General features: G+C 53.6%; 10 protein-coding genes. 8 read left to right on the top strand and 2 right to left on the bottom strand.

The features are described from left to right. Positions 1-122 precede the first annotated feature (122 nt). The 4 genes from VFA09_12210 to VFA09_12225 all read left to right on the top strand — a co-directional run bounded on the left by VFA09_12210 (position 123) and on the right by VFA09_12225 (position 5,171). A complete protein-coding gene (locus VFA09_12210) occupies positions 123-2,036 on the top strand; it encodes a hypothetical protein (protein ID HZU68032.1) in 1,914 nt (637 codons plus the stop codon). Between the two features lie 62 nt (positions 2,037-2,098). After that, positions 2,099-2,515: a DUF2203 domain-containing protein gene (locus VFA09_12215; protein HZU68033.1), complete on the top strand. Its 417-nt coding sequence runs from the start codon at positions 2,099-2,101 to the stop codon at positions 2,513-2,515. A gap of 14 nt (positions 2,516-2,529) precedes the next feature. Further along, positions 2,530-3,477: a peptide chain release factor N(5)-glutamine methyltransferase gene (prmC, locus tag VFA09_12220; GenBank protein ID HZU68034.1), complete on the top strand. Its 948-nt coding sequence runs from the start codon at positions 2,530-2,532 to the stop codon at positions 3,475-3,477. Positions 3,478-3,803: 326 nt separating this feature from the next. Beyond that, positions 3,804-5,171, top strand: coding sequence for an MraY family glycosyltransferase (locus tag VFA09_12225; protein HZU68035.1), 1,368 nt, complete (start codon positions 3,804-3,806; stop codon positions 5,169-5,171). Between the two features lie 28 nt (positions 5,172-5,199). Here VFA09_12225 and uvrA read toward each other — a convergent pair whose 3' ends face one another. Further along, positions 5,200-8,493 (bottom strand): excinuclease ABC subunit UvrA, encoded by a 3,294-nt coding sequence (gene uvrA / locus VFA09_12230; protein ID HZU68036.1) that lies wholly within the window; start codon positions 8,491-8,493, stop codon positions 5,200-5,202. Between the two features lie 637 nt (positions 8,494-9,130). On the opposite strand from uvrA, the gene VFA09_12235 reads away from it, so the two are divergent. From VFA09_12235 to lepB, 3 genes are all read left to right on the top strand, one after another. Next, entirely contained in the window at positions 9,131-10,615 is a 1,485-nt protein-coding gene (locus VFA09_12235) for an MFS transporter (GenBank protein HZU68037.1), read from the top strand. A 10-nt stretch (positions 10,616-10,625) separates the two neighbouring features. Continuing rightward, on the top strand, positions 10,626-11,144 hold the full coding sequence (locus VFA09_12240; GenBank protein HZU68038.1) for a universal stress protein: 519 nt from the start codon (positions 10,626-10,628) through the stop codon (positions 11,142-11,144). A gap of 250 nt (positions 11,145-11,394) precedes the next feature. Beyond that, a complete protein-coding gene (gene lepB, locus VFA09_12245; GenBank protein HZU68039.1) occupies positions 11,395-12,096 on the top strand; it encodes a signal peptidase I in 702 nt (233 codons plus the stop codon). Between the two features lie 44 nt (positions 12,097-12,140). Here lepB and VFA09_12250 read toward each other — a convergent pair whose 3' ends face one another. Beyond that, positions 12,141-13,073 (bottom strand): hypothetical protein, encoded by a 933-nt coding sequence (locus tag VFA09_12250; GenBank protein ID HZU68040.1) that lies wholly within the window; start codon positions 13,071-13,073, stop codon positions 12,141-12,143. A gap of 347 nt (positions 13,074-13,420) precedes the next feature. On the opposite strand from VFA09_12250, the gene VFA09_12255 reads away from it, so the two are divergent. Then, positions 13,421-13,816, top strand: a complete 396-nt coding sequence (locus VFA09_12255) for a cupin domain-containing protein (protein ID HZU68041.1) — start codon at positions 13,421-13,423, stop codon at positions 13,814-13,816. Positions 13,817-13,841: the final 25 nt, after the last annotated feature.

Genomic DNA, 13,841 nt, shown 5'->3' on the forward strand with positions numbered 1-13,841 from the left:
GGAATGATTATTCCTGATAATTCAGGTACGTTTTGCCGGACCTGATGGATGTCTCTGGACTGGAAGAAGTTCATTTCCACCGGGACGAACTCATACAACACTGGTAAGAAGGAGAGACGGCTATGATTATCCTGCTCCTGGCACTGATTGGCGCACTCATTATAATGGCGATACTGAGCTTTGGACGGCTATGGTTTGGACGCCGCGAGATGTTTGACCGGCAAAAGTTCATTCGCTGGTTCGTTGGATACTTTATCTTCAACTTTCTGCTCTGCTTGCTGATTGTTTACGCCTCCGAACCCGCGCTGACCGGTCCTTTTGGAGGCTGGCAGTGGGTGTTATGGCCGCTGGTCATCAGCAGTATAGGAAATCTCTTTGCTTTTGCTCGCCCGGCGCTTAGCACGCTGGAAGATATCTCAGCGGCCAGCCAGGGCCAGCGAATCACGCGTAGTACTTCGGCATCGTTACCCGTGAGTGCATCGCGTGGAGCTATCGCCGCCGGTATATTTGGCCTGGTTTTCGCCGTCGTGATAGGACTGCTGGTCGCCGGTTTGATCGTCGTCTTTACTACCTGGTTCGATTCGAACGCCAAAGCCCTGGCAGCTATTCCTCATGTTACTATAGAAAAGTCGCCTACACTTCCACCGACCGATCCAAACAATATTGTACTGGTCAGCCAGAGTGTCGCCTCATATAAAGGACAGCAGGTGCTGGGGGCCAACGGGCAGAATCTTGGCTCAACCTACAATCTCGATCCCAACAGCTATACTTTGCAATCGATTGATCACCATCTGTATTATGTCGCGCCGTTGTCTTACAACAATATTTTTGCGAACCTGTCCAGCAGCACGACGCCTGGTTTTGTGGTGGTGGATGCCGAAAACCCGCAGGCTGTACCCACGCTACGTACCGGAGGCAGCAATACTATCCGCTACCTGCCAGGCGCGCTGCTGAATCAGGACCTGTTGAGGCATGTTTATCTGAGCGGGTATACCTATGGTAAACTCGTTGATCCCACGTTGGAGCTTGATGACAGCTTTCATCCTTACTGGACCATCTCACTTATGCAGCCCACACGTGGCTATACCGGGGATGTGTTGAGTGAGGTACTGATCGTCGATGCGCATACCGGGGACATCACTAAGTACGCGCCTCAAAATGCCCCGTCGTGGGTGGATCGCGTCATGCCTGCCGCTACGGTGACTCAATACCTGACATGGTGGGGCCTGTATCACGCCGCACCGTGGTTCAATCCCTCTGGCATGGGACAGCAAACACCGGCGAGCGACCCACAACTGCTTTACAACAACATCGACCAGCCGGTCTGGCTGATTCCGATGACTTCCTCATCGACCAATGATAACTCCAGCACGGGTGTCTTCCTTTTCGACACGCATAAAAATGCGGCACAATTCTACCCGCTGTCGGGATTGGGCATCGGCAGCAATGTATCGAGTACCATTCAATCAACGCGAGCCAATATTCGCGGCTACACGGTGGACAGCATTCAACTCTACCAGATCGACAATACGCCTACATGGGTAGCCATCTTCGTGCAAAGTACCGACAGCGGCGACATTTTCCAGGCCGTGGGGATTGTCGATGCCAGAAATCTGAACGGCAGCAATGTGCAGTTTGAACCTACCCTCTCAGCTGCGCTGGCGGATTATAGTCAATGGCTCGTCCAGCTGGGAAGCGGTGGCAGTGGAGGTGGATCTCCTGGTGGAGGAACAACGCAAACGGTGACGGGAAAAGTCTTGCGTATCTCCCCGGTTCAGCAGGGGAGCAATACGATTTACTATATCCAGATTGCCGGGCAAAATGTGATCTTCGAGGCGAATCTGTCCCTTTCGCCGAAACTACCGCTTGTGCAGGCCGGGGATACGATAACGGGAAGTTATTTGAATGCCGGCGGGGAAACGGTGCAATTCCAGAGTTTCGATGACCTGAGCATTAATCTGAGCGGCAATGGAACACCGACCGCGGGAGGGTCACCAACGCCATCGCCTTCACCAGGGGCGACGGCGACACCTTAGCAGGCTATGCAAAGCAAGCAGAACATGATATCATTGCAGTACAAGCAGAAGCGAGTCAGGCCATGGCGCAGAAAGCGAGGGAACAGATGGCCCACTACTTTACACGAGAAGAGGCTGAAGCTTTACTCCCCCAGATTACTGTTGTGCTGCTTCAGATTCAGAAACACCGGCAGGCTATGCAGCAGACCGAGGAGGAACTGGGAATGCTGCATGCCCAGGCCATGGGGAATGGGCATCACTTGCATGGGCGTATCGCGAAAGTGCAGAAAGAACTGGCGCAACAACTCCAGGTGTTAGAGGCGTTGGTCGAGGAATTGCACGCATTTGGATGTGAGTTGAAGGACCCCGGTATTGGTTTGATTGATTTTCTCAGTTTGCGTAACGGTCGCGAGGTCTACCTTTGCTGGCACCTGGGCGAGGAGCGCATCAATTTCTGGCACTATCTCGACGCTGGCTTTGCCGGTCGTCAACCCCTGTAACTGCTACAAAGCCCATGATGACGGTACGCGATGCATTAGAGCAAGGTACGCGCCTGCTAACGGAAAAGCAGTCTCAGGCGCATGATCACGCGGGTTTCGACGACCAGAGTGGTGCGCGGGTTGATCCAGTACATAATCGTCCTGACGCAGAAGACAGGTTGGCACGGCTCGATGCCCAGGTGCTATTGAGCCATGTGCTGCATGTCGAGAGAAGTTTCCTTTTCGCCTATCCCGCGCATGAGCTTTCTCCTGAGCAAGAACAACAATTTCTGGCGCTGATCGAGCGACGTAAAAAAGGCGAGCCGGTAGCCTACCTCGTAGGTCACGAGGAGTTTTACGGGCTTGATTTTCTCGTCGATAAACGTGTCCTTATTCCCCGGCCTGAAACCGAACTGCTGGTTGAGCAGGCGTTGCAAGTTTGTCGATCAATGCTTGCCGGCGGCCGCGTTCCAATTGTAGCCGATATTGGCACCGGCAGCGGAGCCATCCCCATCACGATTGCCGTTGAAGAGCCTCGTCTGCCTTACCTGTATGCCAGCGATATTTCACAGGATGCGCTGGCAATTGCATCCCTGAATTGCCGGCGACATCATGTTGAAGAGCGCGTGCGCCTGCTCTATGGGGACTTGCTGGCGCCTTTGCCCGAACGCGTCGATGTTGTTACCGCCAATTTGCCTTACGTGGGAACGGATGAGATAGAGATGCTGGAAGCGGATGTGCGTGAATACGAGCCGCACCTTGCGCTCTTCAGTGGCCCTAAAGGACTAGACCTTTTACGGCGTTTTTTAACGGAAGCGCGGCAAGCGGATAAGCTGAAACATGGAGCTGTTCTGCTGCTTGAAATTGGCTACCAGCAGCGAGAACCACTTGCTCGCCTGCTTGAAGAGCTATGGCCGCGGGCGCAAGTCACGTTCAAGAAGGATTACGCGGGCTGGGATCGCCTGTTACAGGTAGAAGTGTGATTCGTTCTGGCAAACAGGAGGGAGAAAGGATAATGGGTAGAAGGAGTAGAGCCGAAAAGCGAAGGTGAATCGTATTAACAAGGGGGAACACGAAAGAAGTCAACCGTAATCGTTTTCTCTAGTGAACAATCTGAAGCCTTGAAAAAACCTATACATTGGCAAATCTGATGGTCTTGTTATTAGCTCATATATAAAATGAAATAGTAGCCTCTTCTGCGATTTACCTGTGACGGCAGTGATGGTGAAAACGGTTGACTGCCACGAGTTCCCCGAAGTGATGAGAGGCTACAAGGAATATCGCATCCCTGCAACAGAAGGAGTCGATAATGGTACAGGCAAGCCTATTCCACATGCAACTTTTATTGCTCATTCCCCCTTTTCTTCCTGACCCGCTGATGTTATTACTCGGTGGCGTATGTGCCTTTTTGCTTGCCTATGGGGCAACATTTCTGATCAAGGCCTTCTGCTATAGAGTGGGATGGCTCGATAAGCCTGCCGCGCGTAGAGTGCATACAGAAGCAGTTCCTCGCCTGGGCGGCGTCGCCATATTCGTAGCGTTCGTGATCGCCTCGCTCCTTTTCTATACACCCGGCCCCAAAAATGAAATTAGTATCTACTGGCTCCTACTCGCAGCCGGACTGTTGATTGTACTCGTACATGCCTACGATGATGTTCTGGGATTGAAGCCCTGGCCAAAGCTGCTGGCACAGACACTGGCGGTCATCATTATTCTTGGCCCATGGCAGGGTCAATTCCAGGGTATCTTGCTCTATACGTTTAACAATCCTTTCGGCAGTACAGTTATGAGTCCGGGCCTGCCATGGTATCGCGAGCCTACTCTGACCTTATTCATCAATAGCCAGGTAATTAGTTTTGCCGCCATACCGGCAGTTTTGCTCACCTGGTTCTGGACGGTAGGCATGATGAACACCATCAACTGGATTGATGGCATGGATGGGCTGGCAACGGGTGTTGTGGGGATTACGGCTTTATTCATCACTATCATTAGCCTTATTTTGGGGCAGGTAAGCATCGCCGTTCTCTCGGCTATCTTTACAGGAGCGGTTCTGGGATTTCTACCGCATAACTGGAACCCGGCGAAGATTTTCATGGGGGACAGCGGCTCCATGTTTTTAGGCCTGGCGCTGGCAGTGCTTTCGATTATGGGTGGGGCCAAACTGGCGCTGGCACTGATGGTGCTTGGGGTGCCCATCCTGGATGTCGCGCTGGTGATCATGAATCGCATACGCCGCCACCAGTCCCCGCTGCATTATGATAAAACCCATCTCCATCATAGACTGATGGCGACGGGACTGAGCGTGCGGCAAATCTGCTACCTGCTCTACGGGCTGTCCCTGCTTTTTGGCCTGCTGGCAGTGGGCATTTCAGGATTACATTCGGCCCACCTGTTCAAGTTCATCGGTATCGGCCTGGTGGGAGCGGCAATGGTCGCGTTGATCGCCTGGGTAGACTACCGGCAGCGCCAGCGTGGAGTACGTATCAAACTGGGAGGACCAGACCCGTCACCTAATGGTAACCATAATAAGAGCGAACTGGCGTCCCGAGGCGGACAGGCTCCAGGCACCGTCCCCACAGGAGCGGCTGCTCATAATGATTTGTCTGCCGATTCTGGAAATGAGACACCGGAGAGCCAGGCCAGGCTGCAGATGGGATATCCACAAAAAGCGACCTGAGGTGGGCAGCGACTTGTCCCTGTCCCTACTAGCCTGCGACAACCTGGCTCTCCACGTGAGCATTGCTGAGAGCGGCTTCCTCAGTAAACATGCGTTTCAAGAAGTGGCCGGTAAATGATTGCTCGTTTTCTGCCACATCTTCCGGTGTACCCTTTGCGATCACCTGTCCACCTGCGTCACCGCCTTCCGGTCCCAGGTCGATAATCCAGTCCGCGCTTTTGATCACTTCCAGGTTATGCTCGATCACAACAATCGAGTTACCGGCATCGACGAGACGCTGCAAGACCTGGAGCAGGCGATCCACATCGGCAAAATGCAGTCCGGTAGTTGGCTCATCCAGGATATACATCGTGCGACCCGTCGCGCGGCGCGAAAGTTCTGTCGCCAGTTTGACACGCTGTGCCTCGCCGCCAGAAAGCGTCGTGGCGGGCTGGCCCAGGCGCATGTAGCCCAGACCGACATCGTTCAGTGTCTTCATTTTATTGTAGATAGATGGCACGTTGGCGAAGAAAGCAAGCGCCTCCTCTATCGTCATGTCCAGCACGTCGGCGATATTCTTGCCCTTGTAGTGAATCTCCAGCGCCTCGCGGTTATAGCGTTTGCCCTTACAAACTTCGCATGGCACATATACATCGGGCAGGAAGTTCATCTCGATCTTGACGATGCCTTCGCCCTTACAGGCTTCGCAGCGTCCGCCCTTAACATTGAATGAGAACCTGCCCGGCTGGTAACCGCGAAGGCGAGATTCAGGCACCTGGGCAAACAGCTCGCGTATGCCGGTAAACGCGTTGGTATACGTCGCCGGATTGGATCGCGGCGTGCGGCCAATCGGAGACTGGTCGATGTCAATGACTTTATCCAGGTGTTCCAATCCTTCGACGCTGTCATGCGCGCCCGGCTTATCATGGGCGCGGAACAAGACATGCGCCAGCTTGCGATAGAGGATATCGGTAATCAACGTACTCTTACCGGAACCGGAGACGCCGGTCACCACCACGAATTTCCCCAGGGGAATTTCAACCGTAATGTTTTTCAGGTTGTTTTCGCGCGCTCCCTTGATAATGAGTGAGCGCCCGTTTCCTTCGCGGCGTTGCTCAGGTATCGGGATGCGTTTGCGCCTGGACAGGTAATCGCCGGTCAGCGAATTCGGGTTGGCGATAATATCTTTGTAGGTTCCCTCGGCAACCACCTTGCCGCCATGCTCGCCTGCTCCTGGACCGATATCGATAATGTGATCGGCGGCCCGCATCGTATCCTCGTCATGTTCTACCACCAGCAGCGTATTGCCGAGGTCTCGCAAGCGCACCAGGGTCTTGATCAGGCGGGCATTATCACGCTGGTGCAGGCCGATACTCGGCTCGTCGAGGATATAAAGCACTCCCATCAGGCCGGAACCGATCTGCGTTGCCAGGCGAATACGCTGTGCCTCGCCACCTGAAAGGCTGGCGGCGGCGCGATCAAGGCTAAGGTAATCCAGACCGACATCCACCAGGAATTGCAGGCGCGCCCGAATCTCCTTCAACACCTGGCGAGCAATGATACGCTCGCGCTCGGTCAAGGGTGTCTCAACCAATGGGCCATGTGGGTCAATCGGCGCCAGCGGGTCACCCAGGAGCGAACCACCATTGCCATTTTTCTTTTTCCCATTTCGTGCGGGAGCCGCCGGAAGGGGGGCAACTGCTTGCGAACTCACGCCACCGGGTAGAGATGCTTCCAGCTCTTGAAAGAAGCGCCGAGCAGTCAAAATCGAGAGCCGCGTCACCTGGACGATATTGTGTCCGCCCACTGTGACGGCCAGCGCTTCCGGCTTGAGACGAGCGCCATGACAGTCCGGGCAGATGCGGGCCGACATATAGCCCTCGATCTCCTCGCGGATCATCTCGCTGTCGGTCTGCTTGTAGCGCCGGTCAAGATTCGGTATGACGCCCTCGAAGTTGACGTTGTAACTGCGCGTATGCCCATGCTGCGGCGTATAACGAATGGTCAATTGTTCAGGTGCGCCGTAGAGAATGACCTTGCGCTGCTCATCGCTCAGATCGCGCCAGGGCGTGTTCAGGCTGAAATTGTACTTCCTCGCCAGGGCTTCCAGAATCGAGGCATGCCACTGGCTACCGTTGACAACCTTACTCCATGGTGCGATTGCCCCCTCGAGCAAGCTCAGTTCGGGATGAGTGACGATCAGTTCAGGATCGATTTCCTGCTGCGTGCCCAGGCCGGTACAGGTAGGACAGGCGCCATGCGGGCTGTTGAAACTGAAGGTGCGCGGCGCGATTTCCGGCAGGCTGATGTTGTCGTAGACGCAGGCCAGGTTCTCCGAGTACAAAATCTCTTCACCATCGATGACTGAGACGAGTACGACTCCAGCGCCGAGCTTCAATGTTGTCTCGAGCGAATCGGCGAGACGCTGCCTGAAAGCTGGATCAACATCGCTTTCTTGCGCAATGTCCTGTGCCGGCAAGTCCGCAGCAGGCTCAGCAGATGGGTCTACGCTATCGGTGTTTTTTCTGGCATTGACATCATACAGGCCAGGCCGCTCAGCAACCTTTTTAAGCGCGAAAGCTGAGTCATAGCCATCTGTATCTAACACATCTGAAGCTGTAGAAGGCAGCATAAATGAGGAAGTAGCTTTCGATGAGCGCGCTTTCTGGCCTTTACGAATCACCAGGCGATCAACGACAACCTCAATGGTATGCTTTTTCTGCTTGTCCAGTTCGATCTCGTCGCTCAAATCATAAATCGTGCCATCAACTCGCACGCGCACATAGCCGGAACGGCGCATCTCTTCAAAGATATTCTTGTATTCGCCCTTACGCCCCTGAACGAGCGGTGCAAGCAAAAGAATACGCGAACCCTCGGGAAGGCCGAGTACGGAGTCGACGATTTGCTGCACCGTCTGCCGGCTTACCTCGCGCCCGCAGATAGGACAATGCGGGTGACCGACACGCGCGTAAAGCAGGCGCAGGTAGTCATAAATCTCGGTGACCGTGCCAACTGTTGAACGCGGGTTATGGGTTGTGCCTTTTTGATCAATAGAGATCGCGGGTGAGAGGCCATCGATATGATCAACATCCGGCTTCTCCATCTTGTCCAGGAACTGGCGGGCATAGGCGGAGAGCGATTCGATATAGCGACGCTGACCCTCAGCAAAGATCGTATCAAAAGCCAGGCTGCTCTTTCCTGAGCCGGAAAGACCGGTAATCACGACCAGCTTATCACGAGGTATTGTTACATCAATATTTTTCAGATTATGTTCGCGGGCACCACGTACAACTATTTTATCCTGGGGCATAGCATTAGACCACCCATCAACATGCAGGGGCATCCCTATTCGGAGCCCCTGCATTGATACAAACGTTCAATACGTACAGTATACAATACAAATATCAGGATGTCATCAGACAAAAAACGAGATTCTTCACTGCGCTCAGAATAACACAATCGAATCGGGCAATAGGAATTCAGCCGTTCCGCCCTGGTGAACTTTGTCACCGAATCGAGGAATCGCCTACTCCTGTAGGGACAGTGGCTTGTCCCTGCCCTGCGACCCCGACCAGGACAGGGCAAGCCACTGTCCCTACTGCATTTAATTTCAACACGGGTATGCTCAGGCGAAGAAAAAAAGTTTCCACTTATTTAAACAACGATAGAGGTAGCCTTTATTTCCTATCAGCAGCGTCTTCAGGCTCTTTCGTCAATTTTTCTGCTGTACATCAGCAATCAGGAAGAGTGAAACCTGCCTATTTTGAATAACGTGAATGAAGTTAGACGGATATGGTATGAGGAATGTCATCCATACATCCCGTCAACAGGCTAAGCATTTGAGTTCCACAAGCTGATGCATTCAAATGTTTTTTGTTGTAATTGGCAAAAGCCTGACAACATGCCCCTAAAAATGGGAACTGATGGAGGGTTGTTAGAGCAGCAACCGCAGCTGCTTATTTGGAAGGAGCAACGAGGCTATGAGCATGTCGGTACCAAACAATGTGAGGCCGGTCAGGACCAATATTCCAAACAGGATGGATCGCCTGCCCTGGAGCCGGTGGCACTGGCTGGTAGTGATTGCGCTGGGCATTACCTGGATACTTGATGGGCTTGAGGTAACGATTATCGGCGCTATCGCCAGTGTGCTGAAAGACCCACAAACGGTGCATTTTACTGATGCCGAAATAGGTTATGCTGCAACTGCCTATTTGATAGGCGCTGTGCTGGGTTCACTCTTCTTTGGGCGTCTTACTGATAAGTGGGGGCGCAAAAAGCTGTTTATGATTACCCTGGGCGTCTACCTTATTGCGACGATTGCGACGGCTTTCTCCTTCAACATCTACTGGTTTATTATCTTCCGTTTCTTCACCGGCACCGGAATCGGCGGAGAATATTCGGCCATTAATTCAGCGATTGACGAACTGATTCCGGCTCGCGCGCGTGGCTGGACAGACCTCGCAATTAATGGTTCCTGGTGGGTTGGGACGGCGGTTGGCGCCGGAATCACTGTAGTGTTGACGAATCCGCACCTGTTGCCGGTAGACCTTGGCTGGCGCCTGGCTTTTGCTATGGGTGCCATTCTTGGCCTTGCCATCCTGCTGGTACGCCGGCATGTACCGGAAAGCCCACGCTGGTTGATGATGCATGGGCGTTTCGATGAGGCGGACGAGGTTGTCGCTTCTATCGAGAAGGAAGTGAAGAAAGAAGATCATCTTAAAAACTTGCCGGAGCCTGAAGGTTCGATCCTGATTCGTCCGGTAGGCACGGTGAGTTTCCTGCAAATCGCTAAAACAATGTTGAAGGAATATCCCACGCGTTCACTGCTGGGTTTCTCGTTGATGGTGGGCCAGGCGTTTCTCTATAACGCGATCTTCTTCACCTATGGCCTGGTGCTGACGACCTTCTACCATATTCCTGCCAACAATGTTGGATTGTACCTGATCCCATTCGCCATAGGCAATTTCTTCGGGCCTCTCACCATCGGACGGCTGTTTGATACGCTGGGCCGGCGGAAGATGATCAGTTTCACCTACATCTTTTCGGGTGTTCTTTTGACCATCACCGGCTGGTTATTCTTACAGGGAGTGCTGGATGCCGTGACACAGACGATCTGCTGGTCGGTGATTTTTTTCTTTGCCTCGGCAGGGGCAAGCGCGGCCTACCTGACGGTGAGCGAGGTATTCCCGCTGGAGACGCGCGCGCTGGCTATTGCGCTCTTCTACTCGATTGGCACATTAGGCGGTGCTTTTGCGCCGACGGTGTTTAGCCTGCTGATCCAGTCTGGCAAGCCGGTGAATGTCTTCTATGGTGACGTGTTTGGCGCTGCGTTAATGATTGCGGCGGGCATCATCGCGGTCTTCTTCGCGGTGAATGCAGAGCGGAGGTCGCTGGAAAGCATTGCGCGCCCGCTATCGTTTGTGGAGGAGGAAGAGCAGCAGACGGGCATGGCAAAAGCAGGATGATCAGGAGTGCATGATGTTCAGACGAATTCTGGTACCTTTAGATGGTTCATCGCGAGCGGAGGAAGCGTTGCCGGTTGCGGAACACATGGCGCGTAGTGCCGGCGCTTCCATTCTGTTGCTGCGCGTGATTGATACCTCTCCCGAGTCCATGCCTACAGTGCCGACCAGACCGGCTCTTTTCCAGAGCGTGGGGCAGGTAGAACAGGCACAGGCAGAGAGCTATCTTGGAGCGATTGCCACTACAGATCAATTTCATGGCATAGCTGTTCAGACCCGGGCGGAGTTCGGGCTGGTTGCTCCCACTATCCTTTCGGTGGCCGCGACAGAGAAGGCGGATATAATCGTGTTGTGCAGCCACGGTTTTTCAGGGGTGACTCGTTGGGTGATGGGTTCCGTAGCCGAGAAGGTGGCCCGCTACTCGGATATTCCTGTGCTGGTGCTGCGCGAAGGCGGACCCATACCGAATGAGCGACGGGCCGGTGAGACTCAACCCCTTATGAACCCGGCGCTTTTCCAGAAGAGAAGGTAGCCTTTCATTCCTACCTGTAGAAAAGAGAAAATCATCCGATAGGACGGTTAATGAAGCGCTCTCGAAGCAGGACAGGCACCAGGCGCCGCCCCTACTATACAGCACCAGGTAGCCGAGATATAGTATAGTAGAGATGCCGGTTGGCCTATGCTGCTAAAGGCTTGCTAAACGCTGTGCTGATCTGGTAGATTCTATAGGTGAAATAGGCAAAGGATGTCTGAGCCTGGAGCGGGCGAAGGAAATTGATGGCATGAATTCAGAGCTGGACTTTGAGAAGCGGTACCGGTTGCTGCGGGAAATTATCGAGACGGTTGTGCTGACCATTTTGATGTTTCTGGTGATCCGCTTTGCCGTGCAGAATTTCAATATAGAAGGCACCAGTATGGAGCCTACGCTGCACAATACAGAATTGATCCTGGTAGACAAGTGGACCTACCTCTTTCATCCCCCGTCGCGCGGGGATATTATCGTATTCGTGGCGCCGCCCGATCCTACGCAGGATTACATTAAGCGCATTATCGCCATACCAGGAGACAGGATTACCATCAATGGCACTATCGTTACGGTCGATGGCGTGACACTGAAGGAGACCTATGTGGCCTCGCAAAATCAAGGCAATCCTTATGCGTACAAGCAGATCTCGGAAACTGTGCCGGCTAATGACTATTTTGTGATGGGCGATAATCGCAGGGGAAGCTATGATTCTCGCGCCTGGGGGTTTGTGCCGCGTAAGAATATTATTGGGCGCGCGGCGTTTGTTTACTGGCCGTTGGGCGAAGATAACGATGGTTTTCTGCCAAATGCTGCCTCTGTCTTTGCCAGCGTTCACCAGCCTGGCGCGGCATCAGGTATGGAAAATGGTGGGCTGAGTGTTGCTGTCGATGGCGTGCTTGTAGCGCTGGCACCCAGCCTGTTCTTTCTCTTCCAAAAACGCAAGCAGCGAGGCCGATAAATCGGCGCTGGGCGCGATCAATCGGCTCCTACCCGACCCCGAGGTCAAAAGATGACGCCGCCAAGCATGATGTCGATTTCGTGATCTTTGAGCGTTACCGAGCTGATCGTGCGATGTATATGTGATTGCACCTCGGCCAGCTGGCTGTTCAGAATGCTTGTCAGTTCATCTGGTGACATAATCAGGCCTATTATACCCTGGATTGCCACGTTCGTTACTAGAAGATTTCCGCTGCTTACTATCAGCTTGCCGTCAATCGAGCAAGAGAAGCCATATAGCTGAAAATCCAGGTGCAGGTTACCGGGTGTGATCGTGACATGCGCATTCTGCACGGGATCAGAAGGAGCGTGGTTCAGTACGATCAGGTTGTTGATCATCGTCTCTGTGACAGGGATAGTATTGATAGGAGGCGGTACAGGAATAATCTGATTGATGGAGTTTGACAACTCCTGGTCAATCTGGTTTTGTGCCACAGCATGTAAGTAAGGACGCAGGCCCAGCAACCATCCCCCCGTCACTAGAGCCGCCAGGATGATGAGCGTGATCAATATCTTTGGCAGGCAGCCAATGCGACGGCGAGGTTTTGAAGGTGGAGAAGCAGGTTGTCCTTCCGAACTCCTTCTTGTACCGGCAGGTGGCGGAATGACCACTGGTGATTGGGAAGATTGCGATACTGCCTGAGTTGGTTGCACCCATTGCGAGGCTGGGGGCGATACTGCCTGGGTCGGTTGCAGCCACTGCGGACCAGAAGGCGATGCTGGCCCGGTGGGTGATCCCCATTGTGGGGGAGATGACACTGCTGGCTGCGACTCAGGTCTGGGCGCCGGTATAGTTGGAGAACTATTGATGACCGGCGTATTGAATGGCGGCGTGTTACTTGCTCTATTATCGGGCGCAGCAGGGACGGCAAGGCCACACACACGGCAGAAACGTGCATCTGGTGGCAGTAGCGTCTTACAGCGTTCGCAATTCATCATTATTCTATTCCATCCATCTTTTAGCTAATGATGGGCCATCCCTAAACCCTCACAAGTATATACCAGTTTTCGGTGTACGTATAGGTCTAATTTCACATTGGACGCTCATAAGAACCTTTTCCCCTGCTTTCCCATCATGGCTCTGGAAATTTTGCCGGATCAGACAATCATTTGCGATAATCATTCTACCATCCTGCTGAAAGGTGCGCCTATAATTAACACTAGACAGCTCTCCATCCTTTGGCGGATGTAGGGGCCGATTGATCGGCCTCCCAAGGATACAGCTATGAACAGGAATGAGACGAGCAGGTAGACAACATGAAGAAATAAACAGGAGGAAATAGCATATGGATATCAAAAGAAGTGGCTCGCAACCTTCCGGCAAGGGGCCGTCCGAGTACTTTACCGGCGTTGTCCGTATTGACCCGCTGTTCCAGGCGCCCGATCCCGCGCGTGTGGCCGGCTCCAGCGTCACTTTCGAACCCGGCGCTCGAACGGCCTGGCACACTCACCCACTGGGCCAGACCCTGATCGTGACGGCGGGCAGTGGCCGCGCCCAACGCTGGGGCGGCCCAATCGAGGAAATTCATCCGGGAGACGTGATCTGGTTCGAGCCGGGGGAGAAGCATTGGCACGGAGCCGCGCCAACCACAGCTATGACGCACATCGCCATTCAGGAACGGCTCGACGGCAGGGCCGTTGACTGGTTGGAACATGTCAGCGACGAACAATACCAGGGCTGATTGTGGAAAACGTCCCTGCAAAAGG

The sequence above is a fragment of the Ktedonobacteraceae bacterium genome, assembly GCA_035653615.1.
GTDB lineage: Bacteria > Chloroflexota > Ktedonobacteria > Ktedonobacterales > Ktedonobacteraceae > DASRBN01.